17 protein-coding genes and 1 riboswitch are annotated in these 16,762 nt (G+C 44.6%); of the genes, 8 read left to right on the top strand and 9 right to left on the bottom strand.

The features are described from left to right. Positions 1 to 21: 21 nt before the first annotated feature. From FY534_RS02650 to FY534_RS02670, 6 genes are all read right to left on the bottom strand, one after another. Complete coding sequence (locus tag FY534_RS02650; RefSeq protein WP_072873521.1) at positions 22 to 819, bottom strand: IclR family transcriptional regulator; 798 nt, start codon at positions 817 to 819, stop codon at positions 22 to 24. Then, positions 819 to 2,030, bottom strand: coding sequence for an acyl-CoA dehydrogenase family protein (locus tag FY534_RS02655; protein ID WP_072873520.1), 1,212 nt, complete (start codon positions 2,028 to 2,030; stop codon positions 819 to 821). Before FY534_RS02655 ends, FY534_RS02650 begins: the two co-directional genes overlap by 1 nt. Beyond that, positions 2,024 to 3,103 (bottom strand): CaiB/BaiF CoA transferase family protein, encoded by a 1,080-nt coding sequence (locus FY534_RS02660; RefSeq protein WP_370541557.1) that lies wholly within the window; start codon positions 3,101 to 3,103, stop codon positions 2,024 to 2,026. Before FY534_RS02660 ends, FY534_RS02655 begins: the two co-directional genes overlap by 7 nt. Next, entirely contained in the window at positions 3,055 to 3,210 is a 156-nt protein-coding gene (locus FY534_RS14955; protein WP_370541542.1) for a CoA transferase, read from the bottom strand. The genes FY534_RS02660 and FY534_RS14955 overlap by 49 nt, the downstream gene beginning before the upstream one ends. Positions 3,211 to 3,277: 67 nt before the next feature. After that, positions 3,278 to 4,303, bottom strand: coding sequence for an FAD-dependent monooxygenase (locus tag FY534_RS02665; protein WP_203115101.1), 1,026 nt, complete (start codon positions 4,301 to 4,303; stop codon positions 3,278 to 3,280). Further along, on the bottom strand, positions 4,300 to 4,425 hold the full coding sequence (locus tag FY534_RS02670) for an NAD(P)-binding protein (protein WP_203115103.1): 126 nt from the start codon (positions 4,423 to 4,425) through the stop codon (positions 4,300 to 4,302). Before FY534_RS02670 ends, FY534_RS02665 begins: the two co-directional genes overlap by 4 nt. Positions 4,426 to 4,558: 133 nt before the next feature. Between FY534_RS02670 and FY534_RS02675 the strand changes: the two genes are divergently transcribed. Next, entirely contained in the window at positions 4,559 to 5,500 is a 942-nt protein-coding gene (locus FY534_RS02675) for a mechanosensitive ion channel family protein (RefSeq protein ID WP_072873517.1), read from the top strand. Positions 5,501 to 5,515: 15 nt separating this feature from the next. Here FY534_RS02675 and FY534_RS02680 read toward each other — a convergent pair whose 3' ends face one another. Beyond that, the gene (locus FY534_RS02680) at positions 5,516 to 6,022 is read right to left on the bottom strand and encodes a Crp/Fnr family transcriptional regulator (RefSeq protein ID WP_072873579.1); all 507 of its coding nucleotides are present in this window, start codon (positions 6,020 to 6,022) and stop codon (positions 5,516 to 5,518) included. Positions 6,023 to 6,194: 172 nt separating this feature from the next. Here FY534_RS02680 and hmpA point away from each other — a divergent pair, with 172 nt between their 5' ends. The 3 genes from hmpA to FY534_RS02695 all read left to right on the top strand — a co-directional run bounded on the left by hmpA (position 6,195) and on the right by FY534_RS02695 (position 10,041). Then, positions 6,195 to 7,418 carry an NO-inducible flavohemoprotein gene (gene hmpA / locus FY534_RS02685; RefSeq protein WP_203115511.1) on the top strand — a complete coding sequence of 408 codons (1,224 nt, stop codon included), beginning with the start codon at positions 6,195 to 6,197 and terminating at the stop codon, positions 7,416 to 7,418. A gap of 49 nt (positions 7,419 to 7,467) precedes the next feature. Then, positions 7,468 to 7,576, top strand: a riboswitch (SAM riboswitch). A 135-nt stretch (positions 7,577 to 7,711) separates the two neighbouring features. Continuing rightward, positions 7,712 to 8,953: a carboxylate--amine ligase gene (locus FY534_RS02690; protein WP_083574100.1), complete on the top strand. Its 1,242-nt coding sequence runs from the start codon at positions 7,712 to 7,714 to the stop codon at positions 8,951 to 8,953. 29 nt (positions 8,954 to 8,982) lie between these two features. Then, the gene (locus FY534_RS02695) at positions 8,983 to 10,041 is read left to right on the top strand and encodes an LLM class flavin-dependent oxidoreductase (protein ID WP_072873516.1); all 1,059 of its coding nucleotides are present in this window, start codon (positions 8,983 to 8,985) and stop codon (positions 10,039 to 10,041) included. Here FY534_RS02695 and FY534_RS02700 read toward each other — a convergent pair. Then, positions 10,038 to 10,730 (bottom strand): hypothetical protein, encoded by a 693-nt coding sequence (locus tag FY534_RS02700; protein ID WP_203115105.1) that lies wholly within the window; start codon positions 10,728 to 10,730, stop codon positions 10,038 to 10,040. The genes FY534_RS02695 and FY534_RS02700 overlap by 4 nt on opposite strands. Before the next feature lie 289 nt (positions 10,731 to 11,019). Between FY534_RS02700 and FY534_RS02705 the strand changes: the two genes are divergently transcribed. Beyond that, on the top strand, positions 11,020 to 12,318 hold the full coding sequence (locus FY534_RS02705) for an ammonium transporter (RefSeq protein ID WP_203115512.1): 1,299 nt from the start codon (positions 11,020 to 11,022) through the stop codon (positions 12,316 to 12,318). Between the two features lie 65 nt (positions 12,319 to 12,383). Here the strand turns inward: FY534_RS02705 and FY534_RS02710 are convergent, their stop codons facing one another. Beyond that, positions 12,384 to 13,562, bottom strand: coding sequence for a glutamine synthetase beta-grasp domain-containing protein (locus FY534_RS02710; protein WP_203115107.1), 1,179 nt, complete (start codon positions 13,560 to 13,562; stop codon positions 12,384 to 12,386). 188 nt (positions 13,563 to 13,750) lie between these two features. Between FY534_RS02710 and FY534_RS02715 the strand changes: the two genes are divergently transcribed. From FY534_RS02715 to FY534_RS02725, 3 genes are read left to right on the top strand one after another with little or no spacing between them, the layout of a single operon-like run. Beyond that, complete coding sequence (locus FY534_RS02715; protein ID WP_072873512.1) at positions 13,751 to 14,821, top strand: DUF294 nucleotidyltransferase-like domain-containing protein; 1,071 nt, start codon at positions 13,751 to 13,753, stop codon at positions 14,819 to 14,821. Next, positions 14,818 to 15,483 (top strand): 3'-5' exonuclease, encoded by a 666-nt coding sequence (locus FY534_RS02720; protein ID WP_203115109.1) that lies wholly within the window; start codon positions 14,818 to 14,820, stop codon positions 15,481 to 15,483. The genes FY534_RS02715 and FY534_RS02720 overlap by 4 nt, the downstream gene beginning before the upstream one ends. Before the next feature lie 54 nt (positions 15,484 to 15,537). Further along, the gene (locus tag FY534_RS02725) at positions 15,538 to 16,659 is read left to right on the top strand and encodes a S53 family peptidase (protein WP_203115111.1); all 1,122 of its coding nucleotides are present in this window, start codon (positions 15,538 to 15,540) and stop codon (positions 16,657 to 16,659) included. Positions 16,660 to 16,762 lie beyond the last annotated feature (103 nt).

The raw sequence follows: 16,762 nt of genomic DNA on the forward strand, positions 1-16,762 counted from the left end.
AAAGTGCAAGGACACACCCTGTTATAAGGGTTGTGTCCAACGCTTTTCTATCTCGCGAGCTGAAGATAGGATCAGTGAGATGAGGCGTTGCAAACTTTCTTCTGTTTTGCGATAAATGGGGCCAGCAACGCCAATGCCTGCCAACAGTTCTCCTTTTTCGGTAAGAATGGGTGCAGCGACTGCAAAAGCGCCGTCATCCAATTCTTCCTCACTATAGGCATATCCTTTCCTGCGAATTTCCAATAACTCCTTTTTCAAGGATTCCACACTATCTGGAGAACTCTGGGATATTTCTTGTAATTGCGTCAGGACGGTTTCCTTTATAGCTTCACTAGCGTAAGCAAGCAAGATTTTGCGTGTAGCTCCACGATGGAGTGGGAGGACGCTACCTGTACGTGTTGTCAGTTTGATGGGTAGCGGGCTGTCGATGGATGCAATGCAAATACCTACTAGACGTTCTTCATCCAGCATGGTCAAACTTACCGTTTCACCACTAGAGGCCGCTAGACATTGCATAGATGGCCAAGCCATTTGGCGTAAACTGTATTCCCGGTTGGCATGCATGCCAAGGATATAGGCACTCATACCCAGTCGATATTTTTTGTTTTCTTGATTTTGAGCAAGATAGCCATGTTCGGCGAGTGTTGTCACTAAACGAGCAACTACAGTGCGCGGAAGATGAAGAAGGTTAGACAACTCTGCCACGCCCAATTCCTCACCGTAAGTCACAAAACAATCCAAGATGCGCAAACCGCGAGCAAGTGTTTGTGAAGTGCGTGTTTTATCTTTTGATGAATCAGGTTCAAGCCAAATATCCATTACAGATAGTCTCCAGAGTTTGCGAAAGGCCAGGGCGGCAACATCCGGTTTAAAATTTTGTCTTCTCGATATCCAAGAGCGTATTCTGCCTGCATAATCGTATGAATCTCGCGAGTTCCTTCGTAAATAACAAGGGCTTTAGCATTGCGCATATAACGTTCTACCGGGTATTCGTTGGAGTATCCGTAGGCTCCATGGACTTGAATGGCGTCGGAGGCGCTTTGAAAAGCAACATCGGAAGCAATCCATTTGGCAAGTGAAGTTTCACGAGTGTTGCGGACTCCTTGATTTTTTAACCAACCTGATTTAAACACAAGGAGTTGTGAAGTTTGGTAACCAGCTTCCATTTTGGCGATCATTTGTTGAACTAACTGATGTTTGCCAATCTCTACACCAAACGTCTTGCGTTCATGGGCGTATTTCACGGAGGCATCTAAACAAGCACGCGTTAATCCAGTCGCACCAGCAGCAACAGTGAATCGACCGTTGTCCAAAGCAGACATAGCAATTTTAAATCCTTCACCTTCATCTCCAAGGCGGTTTGCTGCTGGTACGCGAACATCTTCCAAAATGACTTCTCCTGTATTCCCGCCATGAATACCGAGTTTGCCACGAATCGGTCGGGTGGTAACACCAGGATAGTTGCGTTCCACAATGAAAGCTGTGATACCTTTATGTTTCTTGGACGGATCGACCGTCGCAAAAATTAAAAAATGGTCAGCATAGTCACTCAGGGAAATCCATATTTTCGATCCGTTCAGAATATAGCTGTCACCATCACGTCGTGCTCTGGTTTGCAATGAACCAGCATCTGAACCTGCACCAGGTTCGGTAAGTCCGAAGGCACCTAATTTGCTTCCTTCTGCCTGAGGTTTTAAATATTTTTCTTTTTGTTCTTCTGTACCCCACTGTAATAAAGTCATACTATTAAGTCCGGTATGTACAGAGACGGCAGTTCGGTAGGCGGTATCTCCATATTCAAGTTCCTCGCAGACAATAGCTAAGGAGTTATAATCCATGCCAGCGCCGCCATACTTCTCAGGTATGCAAACGCCCATCAACCCCAGCTGAGCTAATTTCTGCACTACACCCATCTCAAAATGATGTTGTTCGTCCCATTCCTTCATATAGGGAATAATTTCGGTTTGGACAAATTTTCGTGTCATTTTTTGTAACTCTAATTGCTCTTGGCTGAGTGAGAAGTCTAGCATGTAGCTACCACCCCTTCATGGATCCACGTTTGAATTTGATTTTCCAAAAATCCACATTCTTTTAAAATGATTTCGCTATGTTCACCGAGTCTGGGAGGAGGCAGGCGAAAGACTGGCGGAGTCTTTTCTAGTTTTAAAGGACTGCCGAGCAGTCGTAATCTATCAATCGTCGGGTGACTTTCGCTCTCCCAAATCATTTGTCGTTCGGTCGTTAGTGATGAAGCTAGTGATTCTTTAACACTTTGTACTGGTCCGGCGGGTACTCGTGCAGCACGCATCATAGAAAGAACCTCTTCTTGAGAGTGTTGAGCCATGGCTGTTTCTAGCAGCTTCAAGAGGTCTTCACGATGTTTCACACGTTCGGCATTGGTTGAAAAACGCGGATCCGTTGGTAATTCGTCAAGATGGAGAACATGGCAAAAGTCGTTAAACTGTCTATCGTTGCCTACCGTAATTACCACATCTCCGTCACGAGTATGGAAAAGCTGATAAGGAACAATGTTTGGATGGCCATTACCTATGCGTTTGGCATCAATGCCGCTTGTCAAAACATTGCTTGCGACGTTGACTAACATGGCAAGCTGTGTATCGTAAAGCGCCATATCAATAGCCTGCCCCTGCCCAGTTTGTTCGCGAACACGCAGTGCTGCTTGAATAGCAATGGTTGCGTACAAACCTGTACAAACATCAGTAATGGCAACGCCTACTTTGACGGGGCCAGCTTCAGCGTAACCAGTAATACTCATGAGACCGCCCATTGCTTGCATCAGATAGTCATAACCAGGTTCGTCACTTTGTCTGCCAAATCCAGAGATAGAACAATAAATCAGGTCAGGTTTCACAGCACTAACCTGTTCATAAGTGAGGCCAAGGTGTTGTGCGGAAGCTGGTAAAAAGTTATGGAGCAAAACGTCTGTGTGTTGCAACAGTGTATTGAGAATTTTTTGGCCTTCTGGATGCTTCAGATCGATCGCCAGGGAACGTTTGTTTCGATTGGCACAAAGATAGTAAGCGCTTTCTCCACCTATAAATGGAGGTCCCCAATAGCGCGTATCATCACCCCTTGAACGGATTCAATTTTGATGACATCTGCACCGAGATCTGCCAAATTCATGGCACAAAACGGGCCTGCCAATATGCGTGAACAGTCTAATACACGGATCCCTTGCAAAGGTTGCATGAATACACCACCTATTATAGGAATAACATTCCTATAATCGATAGAATAACATGAGATTTTGCATATTTCAATCTATTTTGTGGTGCGGTAAGAGATTGTAGGTGAGCAATTTTCTCCACACTTTTTGGGATGCAAAGTTGGGTGCAAGGCTGAACGCTTTGTTTCGCAGTTGGATGGCTAAATGATTTTCTATTTGCGAGAATTCACCGAGCCAGCGAGCAAATTTTGCCATATGTGCGACTCTGCGTTTTCGTAAAACTGCGAAACGTGCGCATGCTTTTTGCCAATCCTTTTCTTGTTGCAATGCATGAAGTAAAACGTGTGCATCTTCTAGAGCAAGACAGCCTCCAAAGCCTAAATTAGGTGTGATGGCGTGGGCAGCATCTCCCATGAATAGAAGAGGTCCTGAAGATAGAGGATACCCTGGGGCTATATCGTAAATGGAATGGCTGAAAATTTCATGATTAGGTGTATGGTCAATCCATTTCTGTATCGAGTCAGGCAGATTGGAGAACTGATGACGGATGGAAGGGAAGGATTGGTCATCTTTTTGCATCCATCGGTAGTTGAGTGTAGCAAACCAGTATAGGTGATCTGCGTCGATTCGCGCATATCCAAATCGCCGTCCAGATCCCCAATATTCTGCCATATCCCATTGAATGTCATACGCGTTTTGGATGATTGCTCGCCAAGCGTGATAACGAGTTGGCCGCTGCAAATGACCATAGATTGATTTGCGAATATTGGAATGAATACCATCTGCCGCAATGATTCCATCAAAACAATCTTTTCGGCCACTCCCAAATTCCACATAAATTTTTTGGTTTCTTCCCATTTCAGTGTGGATTGCCGTATCTTGTTCAATTTTTGGTCGATCCAGTATATCCCATAACCAATGAAGGAGATGGGAACGGCGCACACAGATGGGATAACGAGAAAATTCTTCCTTCATCCAATGCAGAGGAAGTTGCAAAAGAAGGGTGCTTGTTTCTTCAAGCAAGACTCCAGTTTTGAGAGGATGTTGTGCAATCTCTGAGATGTTTTCACTCGTCAATTGATTTAGCGCGAAAAGCGCGTTAGGCCATAAAATCAATGCAGCCCCCCATCTAACGGGTTTGCATCGCGATCGAACAACACGTAATCGATGCCGGATTGTTGCAACGCTGCAGCAGCAGCTAGCCCGGCTACTCCTGAACCCAGTATGGCAATACGCATCATAGATTCCCCTTTTTATGCTTTCCCATAAAGACCGTGAGTCATCAAAGTGTGCCTGAAGTTGGCCTTTCTTGAAAAGAATGATTAAGATGGATATTGGGAGTTTTCAAGTTAGAAATGGAGGCGCTGCCAGATGAAACGCTCTCCTGATGGATCGCGCAGTCCGAGGTTGTTGCGGAATACGATTCTATCCATTGTCATTCTCATTGTAGTGTCTATTGCCATTATGATAGGTGTAGATACTCGTTCTGGCTTTTTAAAACATATTCCTAAGACTTGGCTTGATATTGTCAAAGCTTTGCTTGTGTTTGCGGTAGGTGGTATTGTATCCACGATTTTAGAGCGCAATTTATTTCGCATTTCGTTGAATAAATTGGGCCCACAGCGTTCCACGCTCTTTCGCTATGTTGCTCGACTGTTGCTTTTTTTGACAGTTATCATTAGCGCATTGACTGCGTTTGGGGTCGGCTTACCCAGTGTCATTTTTGGTGGAACCTTTATTACGGTTATTGTAGGTTTGGCAGGCCAAACGGTGTTTGCCAACATTATTGGCGGTATATGGTTGCTTTTGTTTCGGCCTTTCCGAGTCGGAGACCCAATTGGCATTGTAGCCTGGCAATTTCCTCTTTTAATGCCAAGTTATCCTCACGAAGCAATGCGTCCCATGTATTTTGGTGTCGTCCGTGATATTAACCTGATGTACACAGAGATTGAAAGTGCCGATGGTTATTTGCAAATGATTCCTAATGGAATTATTGCGCAGTCATTTCTGGAAAACAAATCCACCCCAGGAAAGCACCGCATACATTTCCGTTTTGATGTCGATCACGCTGTACCTGTAGATACTTTTCTACACGAAGCAAGAATTTTTTTAATGAAAAGGTTTAATGATGAAGATGCTCGCCCGGAGGTTTGGATTGCAGATATTGGACCTGCAACCTATTCCATTCGCATCAGTTTGTTCTCAGACGATCACGAAGAGGCACTCAAGTCCGAGATACTACAGCAAATGATGCGCCTTCTTCAACAAATCAAGAAAAAAGAAGAAGCCAATGCTGAACAAACCAGCAATTAGATATTCGCCTTTTGGTTACGAAAAATTGGCCGGTTTTCGTAACAAGCGATTGAGTGTCTCTCTGCGCAGGCCCATGAATTGACTGATTTCTTCTTGTGTGAAGATGGAGAGCGGATCGATATCAGGAAATTCTTGTTTAAACCAGTGGATGAAGGCGTTAAAACGCTCTTTGGCTGTAACGGTAGTTAACTGGTCAATCCGTTCTTGCATCATACGCAATTTATGTTGCAGGGAAAGAGATACTTCTCTATATAAATAAGGGTTTTCCTCTAATTGGTGGTACCAATCCTCTGAATTGATAACTTCGACTTCCGAATCCATCATGGCTATAGCGTTTCCGTGGTAAGGCTTGGGGCTGACCAGCGAATGGTGAGGAAACAGTTCACCCGGCAGCAAAATATTAAATAGCAGCGCTTGTCCGTCTGCTTGGTAGCGCACGACTTTCAATAGTCCAGTATGCAAACGATAAAGCGAACCCATTTCACCTTGGCGAAATAAGCATTCGCCACGATGCAATTTTATCCATGTCATTTCGTCACACCTTCGTCAGGTTTTCTGTGACTGTAGTCACAGAGACTTTCCAAAAAGGAGCGTATTTTCATAAATGCCAAAGAAAAAATAGTTATCCATCCACAAGGGAGTGGTTCAGATGACCGCCGTAGTATCTAATTTAGAAAAAATCAATACGATGAAGATGCTGGACGATCGAACGATAGAGATTGTAAAATCTACTGTTCCTGTTTTGCAAGTTCACGGGGAAGCCATTACACGACGCTTTTATGAACGTCTTTTTGAAGCTCACCCAGAATTGTTAAATATGTTCAATCATGCGCATCAACAGCAAGGGCAGCAACAGATGGCATTGGCCAATGCGGTATATGCGGCTGCACAGCATATTGACAATCTTTCAGCTATTTTGCCATCCGTGCGTCAAATTGGCCACAAACATCGCGGTTTGGGTGTAAAAAAAGAGCATTACCCAGTGGTGGGGGAAAATTTGCTGCTTGCTATTCAAGATGTGCTGGGTTCAGCGGCGACCCCGGACATTCTGGCAGCTTGGGAGAAAGCGTATGGTGTAATAGCATCCACTTTCATGCAAATGGAACAACAGTTTGATGAACAAGCATCCGCACAACCGGGTGGGTGGAGTGGCTTTCGTTCATTTCAGGTCAAACGCAAAGTTAAGGAGAGCGATGTCATCACATCTTTTTATCTAGAGCCTGTTGATCAAGGTGCCATAGCTTATTTTATCCCTGGTCAATATATTACGGTTCGCGTTCAACCGAAAGATCAACCGTTTGTTCATTTGCGTCAATACAGCTTGTCGGATGCGCCTGGTTTACCCTATTATCGGATTTCTGTCAAAAAAGAGAGTGCCATTCAAGAAAAACCAGCCGGTGTCGTATCTTCTTATCTTCACGAGCAAATTGGTGTAGGTGATGTCATTGAGGTCAGTGCTCCTGCAGGAGTATTTACATTAGATCGCTCGCATGATTTACCCATCGTTCTGATCAGTGGCGGTGTTGGCTTGACGCCTATGATTTCGATGCTCAATACATTGATTCAATCTGGAGACAAACGGCCGATTGTCTATATTCATGCTGCATTGCAAGGTAGTGTACACGCTTTTGCTAATCATGTTGAAGAATTAGCAGAAACACACAGTCATTTATCAGTTTACACCATATACGAAAAACCCACAGTTGAAGATGAAGCGCTTCAACGTCATCAACTAAGCGGCTATATCACAGACGACTTTTTACGTCCGTTAGTTCCGCAGAATGCGGATGTCTACTTCTGCGGACCCACACCGTTTATGCAAGCAGTTTATAGAATTTTGCACTCTATAGGTATTCAGGAAGATAGGATTCACTATGAATTTTTTGGACCGGAAGGAGTTTTGACGAATTTGACTTGACTTTTTCAGATTCCGTGCTATGCTTTCACTAAATTTCATAGGAACCACGCTCTTATCAAGAGAGGTTGAGGGACTGACCCTGCGAAGCCTCGGCAACCGGCCAATATGTCGGCACGGTGCCAATTTCAGAGGAATGGTTTTCATTCCGAAGATGAGAAGACGGTGGCATCGGATTTGGATGAACCCCCTTCTCGTTTTTGTGAGTAAGGGGGTTCGTTTTTCCTGTCCAAGAGGCGGCATTCCATGGTCTGTAGTGCTTGAAAGTCGTGGGTATCCAGAGAAAGGTTGAGCCTATGTCATCACTTTATGATCCTGAACAATTTTTAAGCCGCTTGCCTCATCTGCCCAAAGATAAGCCGGCAGCAGTAGTTTTCAATGCACATATTACAGGCTTGGCCGTAACCAGAGCGCTCGGACGTGAAAATATTCCTGTTCTCGCCCTTGACAGGGATGCGCGAGCTTATGGATTAGCTTCCAAGTATCTGCATTCCGCCGCTATTTGTCCCAATCCCTTGACGAATGAAGAGGATTTTGTCGATTTTCTACTACAAATGGGCGAGCGTTTGCCTGTCAAGGCTGTTCTTTTTCCGTCTAATGATGAGTGGGTTTTTGCCGTTTCCCGTCATCGTGATCGGTTAGAAAAATATTATCATTTCCCTTTTTCACCACTGGAAATTGTGGAGTCTGTTTTGAATAAGAAAAAGCTCTACCAGACTGCTGAAAGACTGGGTGTACCGATTCCTAAAACATGGTATCCAGATGAATGGATGGATATAGAGGCAGAAGCAAAAAAAGTAACCTATCCTTGTATTCTCAAACCGGTTGAACAACGTAGTTTTTATGATGCATTTTCTGCCAAAGTTTTGGAAGCCCATACGCCGAATGAGGTCATTCAGCTATTAAAAAAAGTGTATCCTCATTCCGTGGTTATCCAGGAAATTGTGCCGGCAGGTTTGTCAAACTACGTATCTCTTTGTTCCTATATGCGGTCGAATGGAGAAATGGTTGCAGGATTTGTGGGACGTAAATTAGAGCAATATCCTCCCGATTTTGGTACAGGATGTTTGGTTAAATCTGAGGATTTGCCCGATTTAGCTGAGTTAGGAGCAAATATTTTACGGACCCTAGCTTACTACGGAATTTCTGAGTCGGAATTTATTCTCGATCATCGCGACGGAGTCTACAAATTACTTGATATCAATACGCGTACCTGGAAATGGATTGGACTTCCCATCGCCTGTGGTTGGAATTTACCTCTTTACGCCTATGAGGAAGCGATCGGCTCTCCACTGACTTTGCCTGTCTCTCCGACTCGTAAGGGGATGCGTTGGGTTTATCTGAAAGATTATTTGACACTAAAAGCAAGCGGGAAATACGTATCACCACAAGAGCATTTGCATGTCCATGAATTGGCAGAATTGCTGACAGGAACAAGCGAAACTTGCTTGGATGCGGTTCTTGATTTGGACGATCCGGTTCCGGCAGCCAGATTGCTGGAGAATTTTTATACACGTTCTTACGTATGTCCTTGCTAGAAACAGAGAAAACGGGAGGTTGGAGAAAGATGAGATTTGGATTTTGGATGCCTATGTTTGGTGGTTGGCTACGAAATATTGAGGATGAAGGTATGCCAGCTTCTTTTGCCTACGCTAAGAAAGTAGCACAATCTGCTGAACAATGGGGATATGATGTGAGCCTGTTGGCGGAACTTTATTTAAATGACATTAAAGGGCCAAAAGCGGACGCTTTAGAAGCCTGGACGACTGCTGCTGCGTTGGCATCCGTCACAGAGCGGCTGGAATTGATGGCGGCAGTCCGTCCAGCCTTTCACAATCCTGCAGTGACAGCCAAGATGGCTGCCAACTTGGATCACATCAGTGGTGGGCGCTTTTCGCTCAATGTTGTGTCGGCTTGGTGGGAGGAAGAAGCTCGTCAATACGCTGGACAATTTTCTCAGCATGATGAGCGGTATGCTCGATCTCAAGAATTTGTGGATGTGCTGCGCGGGATGTGGATGGCAGATACATTTACGTACGATGGACAATATTATCAGATCCAAGAGGCTCACTTGTCACCCAAACCCAAGCGAAAATTGCCCATGATTTATGCTGGCGGTGAAAGTGAACGGGGCAAACGATTTATTGCCGAATCATGTGATGCCTATTTAATGCATGGTGGAACAGTGGAAGAAATTCGTCACAAGACAAGAGACATGAAAGAACGCCGGCAATTAACTGGTTTAGGCCCGTTTTCTTCCTTTGGTATGGCAGCTTACGTGATTGTTCGCGATACCGCAGAGGAAGCTGAGGCGGAAAAAAGAAGGATAACTCAAGTCAAGGCCAAAGCAGGCGGAGGTTATGCTGGTTTTCAGGATTTTACTCAAAAATCAGAGTTGGAACAACAAATTACTCTCGAAGATTATTCGGTATCCAATCGCGGTCTGCGTCCAAATTTAGTCGGTACACCAGAACAGGTAGCAGAACGGATACTTGAATTCTCTGAAGCCGGACTGGATCTGCTCTTGCTTCAGTGTTCACCGCAATTGGAAGAACTGCAAAGGTTTTCAGAACAAGTGATGCCACTTGTTCGATCGGAACGGTCTGTGGGGCAAATCGCCAATTAATCCTGTCGAGCCGCTTTGTTCACAACCTTCTCAAATAATTGTTTCATGTAGGCAACTTCTTTCTGATATCGTGGCTGAGAGAATCCGTTATAAGAAGGGTGCGGAATACCGTTTACCACTAGCCAGTTTGGAGAGTGTACTTGACTGAGCCGAAAAAACTTCTGTGCAAACCTGCCACACGGTACCAGTATCAGCCTGCGTTCGTACAACGCAGTCAACCGTTTGCGCAGGTTAGCCAGCAGAAGATCTTGAACAATATTCCATTCCTCGCGAGGATAGATGTCTCGTTGATTCGCACTCCGAAGACTTTCTAAAATCTCCATTATTTCCGGGAACTTGCTTCGTGTCTGCGCACTATAGGCGGCCGCTTGCATCGGCAAATTTGATGCGTTCATCAATCCAACTTGATAGAGACGACGGTCTACCAGCTCTCCTTTTCTATGTTGCAGAAGTAAACGCCCCATAGGCAGCGAGTGATAAGCAGAGTCGAACAGATGACGTGTCATGGACAATCCGCTCGATCCGCTGACAGGGGCTCCATACTTTAATTCTTGGAGATGCGGACTTTCCAGCAAAAAAAGGAAGTTAGCTGTTTGCAGACCGAGATCGGGCACAAGATACTCAGTCGACAAGCTGTTAAGAATGCTTCGGAAATGGTCGTATAAACTTGGTGAAGTGGTATGAGACATGTCCATCCAACCTCTCTTTCGCAGGTTTTTAAGAAAGCTGTAGGATTTTATGTGGGTGGATGAGTATAAGAAAAAATGAATTTTTAATCTTCTTGTAAGGTATTCTTACAAAACATCTTGACGCGTTTTTTTCCCTCCTGTAGCCTTGCATATAAAGACAGAGATTTCAGAAAGAATGACTAGGAGGATGAAAATGAGCGTCTCCCTTCGCAATCGCTTCTGGTTGTTTCTTGGTACATTTTTAGTGGTATTGTTAACCCCAACTGTGGCTGATGCAGCGACTCCATCTATGGTCAGTGCTGGTGACACAGCCTGGATTTTGGTTTCATCTGCTCTAGTCATGCTGATGACACCCGGATTAGCTTTTTTTTACGGCGGAATGGTCCGAAAAAAAAATGTCATCACGACAACTTTCCAAGTCTTCGCCGTACTTTTAGTGGTATCTGTACAATGGGTGGTCATTGGATACAGTCTTGCCTTTGGACCTGATGTTCACCATATCATTGGGAACTTCTCTTGGGCAATGTTTCGGCATGTGGGTGCAGCGCCTGATCCGAATTATGCAGCGACCATTCCTAATTTTGTCTACGGTATTTTTCAGATGATGTTTGCTGTGATTACTCCTGCTTTGATTGTTGGAGGTTTAGCTGAACGTGTAAAATTTTCTGCTTTTCTAGTCTTTATCCTGCTTTGGTCGACTTTCATTTACGATCCGCTAGCACATTGGGTCTGGGGTGCAGGTGGATGGCTGCATAATCTTGGTGTTCTTGATTTTGCCGGAGGGACAGTCGTTCATATCTCATCCGGAGTAGCAGGTTTAGTGGCTGCCATTTATTTAGGAAGACGAGTTGAGCATGGTACAGGAGCCATTAAGGCACATAATGTACCATTTGTATTATTAGGCACGGCTTTGCTTTGGTTTGGTTGGTTTGGGTTTAATGCGGGGAGTGCTTTGCAAGCGAATTTTCTTGCTGCAGAGGCATTTTTAACCACAAATACAGCAACAGCCGCCTCAGCGTTGGTTTGGATGTTGGTCGAGCGATGGCATACGGGTCATGTAAGTCTTGTTGGGGCATGTGCAGGAGCCGTCGCAGGGTTGGTGGCTATTACGCCTGCTGCCGGTTATGTGTCTGTTGCTGGAAGTCTTGCTTTAGGAGGTTTAGGGGGAGCTATCTGTTATTTCGCTTCCACGTGGATGAAAAATAGGCTCGGCTATGATGATGCCTTAGATGCGTTTGGGGGACATGGTATTGGTGGTACCTGGGGAGCACTCGCAACAGGTCTGTTTGCTACCCTTGCCGTCAATTCAGGAGGAGCCAACGGATTGTTTTATGGCAACCCGCATCAACTTCTTCTACAAACCATCGGCGTGGCAAGTACTTGGATATTCTCAGGTGGAGGTTCCTTGTTGCTCCTCTTTGTTATCGACAAAGTGATGGGATTGCGAGTCACGAAGGAAGAGGAAATACTTGGTCTGGATATGACACTCCATCATGAGTCGGCCTATCCTGAACAGTTGTCAGTCGATGAATTGCCGAAAATTCTCGGCGCTGATCCGTCCGCTTTAGGTTTGGTATTGCGTGAATAGCCATGGTTTCTGAGCTGCGCGTCCGATTCTGCTGAACCGGATCGCGCGGTTTTTTTGTTGCTTATTTAACTCCCAAAATATTGTTGATATTCCCAATCATGAATATGTTCTTCAAAACGCTGATACTCCTCTAATTTATGGCTCAACCAGATGGAGAAAAGCGTTTCACCAAGAGCATCGGCAATCCATTCATCTTCAGACAAAGCATCACAAGCTTCGAGCAGTGAACGAGGCAGACTTTCAGGGATGGTAGAAGTGCATGAGTTTGATGTTTTGTGAATAGTTGGTTGATCCAAAACGGGTACCAAAGTAGCGAGTAATGCAGTCAATGTAAGATAAGGATTCATCAACGCGTCTGGAGTATAAAGATCTATACTCGTTGCTTGTTCTTGAGCTTCTTTATGCACAATGTAATACGGTTGGCGTTGACGACGCAGGATTTCCAATCGTCGAAAGCTGTTTATGGTGGGATTGCAAATACAGGAGAGAGCCGAGGCATGATCAACCATCGTTTGAGCCCATTTCTGAATGAGAAGAGGATGACTTTTCAAGCCTGGTCCAGAACAGCGCAATTTTAAACGCATTTTTTGTGGTCGCGCATCATTGTGAGGAAGAGGCATAAGACTGATAAAATGCTTTCTTTCTTTGATACGGCTCATCAGGAGATGTCGGACAAGTGCAAACCCATCCGCTGCTTGCAATAGATGTGCGCTTTCAAGATGTATCAAAAACTGATGAGTGTGCGAAAGCTGTTGCATGGAAATAGAAAGGCCTGATAGACATCGAACATCGCTTAGCCAGTTTTCCAGCCAATCTAGATTGGATGATTCATGCTTGTTATCGGCGTCATAATAAAATGAAAATTCACATGCTGCTTGAATAGCCAATTCTCTTTCATCCAACATGCGCTGTATGTGATGAAGGCGTGCTCGACTATCGCCAGCGTAAGGACGTCCATCCGCAAGATGCAATTGACAGATGACGCTCGAGAAAAGAGAGTCTTGTGTAGAAGAAAAACATCTATATGTTTTCCAGTCTGGAATGACTTTCATCTCGGTTTCTTGAACGCGCAAGGCGCCTTGTATTGCAGAACCATCCATCAGCCATCCATTTTCCTGGATTTTTCGGATTTCCTTAAAGGGTATAATGATGGATTTCATGTGTCCTGACCAGTCACTGAAAAGCAGATTTAATCTGGCATCAGGGTGGGCACTTAACGATTGGCTCTCAGTGACATGATTCAAATCCAGCATCCTCCCCGAGTCGACAATAACATGGCGCAGTGTTTCTTTATGACGAATACCTTGTTATTTAGTATAAAATGCAATCTCCAAATTTCATATACAGAATAGACTGAAAAAGGTTCGCGTACTTTTTGTCCCATGTTAGACTGAAATCAGTTTTTGTTTTCGAGAAAGGACTGTCGGAGTCGATGAATGAAGAGCGCAATGGTGGGCAGGAGTTGCAAAAATATCTGGATGCAGGAGATGGGAGTTCTTTTTGTAAGCGAGCCGCTATTTTGGCTAGGCAGTATGCAGTTGAAATTCCATCTGCTAGTCAATTTTTGCAACAATTTCAACTTTTGCGTATACAGATTATCAAGCGGCTTTGGGAGGAATGTATGCCCGAAGAACTTCGTTCCGAATGCCAATTTGTACTGCTTGGAGCGAGCGGTCGCGGTGAAGATTTTCCATTTTCCGATCTCGATTATGCTTTGATTACCAAAGATGGACTATGGAGAGAAAAAAGTTTACTCTTCCATTTATATCAATTTCAAAGACGAACATACGAATACGGTTTTTCTCCTTGTCCAGGCAATGTTATGGCCAGCAATGTCCGTTGGCGGGGGGATAGCAAGCTCTGGACTACGCGCACGGATGCTTATTTTCACTATCCAGATTGGAAACATGCTCGGTTTCTTTATATGATCCTGGATGGAAAACTCCTTGCAGAAGAGGGAGAATCTTCTTTTTGGCGTCTTTATCAAACATCGGTATTGCAAAGGATCTCTCAATCTTCCTTTTTGCAGTGGGAAATGGCCAGTCTTGGTATTCGTGGAACTGTTGGCAAACGTCCACAAAGTCGGAAGCATTGGTTTGGCAAACAACGCCAAATAGGATGGAATGTCAAGACTGAGTTACAAACACCCATCATTCGTGCTATTCGCTTGCTTTATACACGTTCTGTGCCGTTTACCAATGAATCAGTTGATAAATGGGCACAGATCACTGCGACCAGGGAGCGCTTGGAACGAATAGAGAAGTCAGGGGTTATATCTCACGATTGGAGCTGTCATTTGCGGCAGGCTATCGAATTTGCCAGTATGTTGCGACTGCGTGCGCAATCGGCAAGTTATATGGCCAAAGGAAGAGCGTCGGAGGAAATTTCTATGGAAGATATAAGCTTGGAGGAATATCAGGCATTACAAAACCATTTGCATGAGGCGAAAAAATTAGAACAATTTATTGTCCAACATTTTCGCAAACCGCGAGGTAGCGCATGAAGTGGTTTATACCGCGCGAAACAATCCATCCTCGCGATAAGTTGTTATCACCTGCCGAAACTTTAGAAAAATTATGGGAATCTTCACTGGATGAAGCTGGATTTCTTGTGCTTGATATAGAAACCAGCGGATTTTCTGCGCAAAATGATCTGATTTTATCTCTAGCTTATTGTGTCTGTTACGGCGATACCATAGAACCTGTAAAATCTGCTCTGATTGCCCATCCATCTTATGACAAAGTCCCAGAAACGATTTGGGGGTTAATTGGTCTCAGTCCGAGTGTTTGTCAGCAGCAAGGGGTTCCAATAACGGACGCGCTTCATGATTTGCTGGAGGATTCGGTTAGTAAAATTTGGGTTGCCCATCATATCCGGCATGAGATGACATTTTTGCAAAAAGCGGTTCGGGAAATTTGGAAGCAACGATTACGGCCCATCACCATTGATACTGCTGTAGTGGCGCAGGCGCTTTTTCGGTTGCCGCAGGCTCCTCTTTTAGAACAGACATGTCAACTTCTGGGTGTCACTGTCAGTAACCGTCACCGTGCTGATGAAGATGTTAGGATGACATCCGCTGTTTGGCAAAAAGAGTTACAATTATGTAAAAGAATTGGACTTCGAACTGTTGGCGATCTCGTTGATTGGTCTGCGGATGGTGCTTGAGCGTTAACACGACTATCAATGATTGATGAAGCATATGGAGAGGGGTTGCTTATAATGAAAAAACGCCGCCTGATTCGCTCAATTGCTTGTGAAGTCAATGGTGGACAAGGATATTTTCCTAGTGATATCCGTAAATATTACAATATTCCGGATAATTTGGATGGCTCGGGACAAACGATTGGTATTTTAGAATTTTCCAATGGCTATAGTTTGAGTGACGCTGAGTTATTTTGGCAAATGCATCACATATCTCCACCTAATGTTGAATTTGTTTCAGTAGATGGTACGCGAAACGACGGTGGAGCATCTTCTGAAGATGAAGAGGCGTCTCTGGACTTACAATGGGCGGGAGCAATTGCTCCGGGAGCTCATATTGTAATTTATGAAGCGAGTGCTGGGCAGACGGATGCGGATTTTGCTGCCTCTATGCAAAATGCTCTTCAGTATATTTTGCAAGATACCGCCCATTCTCCAACGGTGCTTTCTATTTCCTATGGTGATGGTGAAATTTCTTTTGGAAGCCAGGCCATTGAAACGTGGGAAAAGGCGATTGCCCAACTGGATGCTCAAGGAATCACTGTTTGTGTAGCATCAGGTGATGATGGAGCTTATGGGTTGCACAATTTGAATGGTCCATTGACGCGTCATGCGGATGCACCAGCTTCTTGCCCTCATGCTGTTGCTGTAGGCGGTACGTCTTTGCCAGAGGGCGGACCGGAAAGCGCATGGACTTACTATGGACCACAAAACGGCGGAGCTACTGGTGGTGGGTATTCACAAGTTTTTTCCATGCCAGTCTTTCAAACAAAAGCAGGACTTTCTGGACAAGGTCGTGCGCTGCCTGATATAGCATTCAATGCCGATCCGGCAACTGGTTATCAAATTATCTTCCAAGGTCAGCCGATTGTAGTCGGTGGTACTTCTGTGGCGACTCCCATTTTTGCAGCGATTGTAGCTTTAGTGAATCAAAAAAGGTCACAAATTGGATTGAGTCCTGTAAGCGGCTTAACAGAGATTCTTTATCAACAGTCGCAAAGTTTACCCTACAATTCAATTACCAGTGGCAACAATTCTTTCAACGGAGTTGTGGGCTACAATGCTGGACCTGGCTGGAATGCTTGTACAGGTTTTGGATCACTGAATGTGGCTTCTTTTATAGAGAGTCTTTTAAGATAAAACCCGTGCGAGCTTGGTAAATATTTCGTGTAGCAGGGAGGTGTCGAAGGGTGTCGAATGTGTCCTTGTTACACTTTTGTAACTCGGCCATTCTTTTTGAGGA

The sequence above is a fragment of the Alicyclobacillus sp. TC genome (assembly GCF_016804365.1).
Lineage (GTDB): Bacteria > Bacillota > Bacilli > Alicyclobacillales > Alicyclobacillaceae > Alicyclobacillus_I > Alicyclobacillus_I tolerans.

What these genes read in the sequence shown, in the direction of transcription:
- FY534_RS02650 (WP_072873521.1), bottom strand. Translation starts at nt 819, where the DNA reads ATGGATATTTGGCTTGAACCTGATTCATCAAAAGATAAAACACGCACT.
- FY534_RS02655 (WP_072873520.1), bottom strand. Translation starts at nt 2,030, where the DNA reads ATGCTAGACTTCTCACTCAGCCAAGAGCAATTAGAGTTACAAAAAATG.
- FY534_RS14955 (WP_370541542.1), bottom strand. Translation starts at nt 3,210, where the DNA reads ATGCAACCTTTGCAAGGGATCCGTGTATTAGACTGTTCACGCATATTG.
- FY534_RS02670 (WP_203115103.1), bottom strand. Translation starts at nt 4,425, where the DNA reads ATGCGTATTGCCATACTGGGTTCAGGAGTAGCCGGGCTAGCTGCTGCT.
- FY534_RS02675 (WP_072873517.1), top strand. Translation starts at nt 4,559, where the DNA reads ATGAAACGCTCTCCTGATGGATCGCGCAGTCCGAGGTTGTTGCGGAAT.
- hmpA (WP_203115511.1), top strand. Translation starts at nt 6,195, where the DNA reads ATGCTGGACGATCGAACGATAGAGATTGTAAAATCTACTGTTCCTGTT.
- FY534_RS02690 (WP_083574100.1), top strand. Translation starts at nt 7,712, where the DNA reads ATGTCATCACTTTATGATCCTGAACAATTTTTAAGCCGCTTGCCTCAT.
- FY534_RS02695 (WP_072873516.1), top strand. Translation starts at nt 8,983, where the DNA reads ATGAGATTTGGATTTTGGATGCCTATGTTTGGTGGTTGGCTACGAAAT.
- FY534_RS02700 (WP_203115105.1), bottom strand. Translation starts at nt 10,730, where the DNA reads ATGTCTCATACCACTTCACCAAGTTTATACGACCATTTCCGAAGCATT.
- FY534_RS02705 (WP_203115512.1), top strand. Translation starts at nt 11,020, where the DNA reads ATGGTCAGTGCTGGTGACACAGCCTGGATTTTGGTTTCATCTGCTCTA.
- FY534_RS02715 (WP_072873512.1), top strand. Translation starts at nt 13,751, where the DNA reads ATGAATGAAGAGCGCAATGGTGGGCAGGAGTTGCAAAAATATCTGGAT.
- FY534_RS02720 (WP_203115109.1), top strand. Translation starts at nt 14,818, where the DNA reads ATGAAGTGGTTTATACCGCGCGAAACAATCCATCCTCGCGATAAGTTG.
- FY534_RS02725 (WP_203115111.1), top strand. Translation starts at nt 15,538, where the DNA reads ATGAAAAAACGCCGCCTGATTCGCTCAATTGCTTGTGAAGTCAATGGT.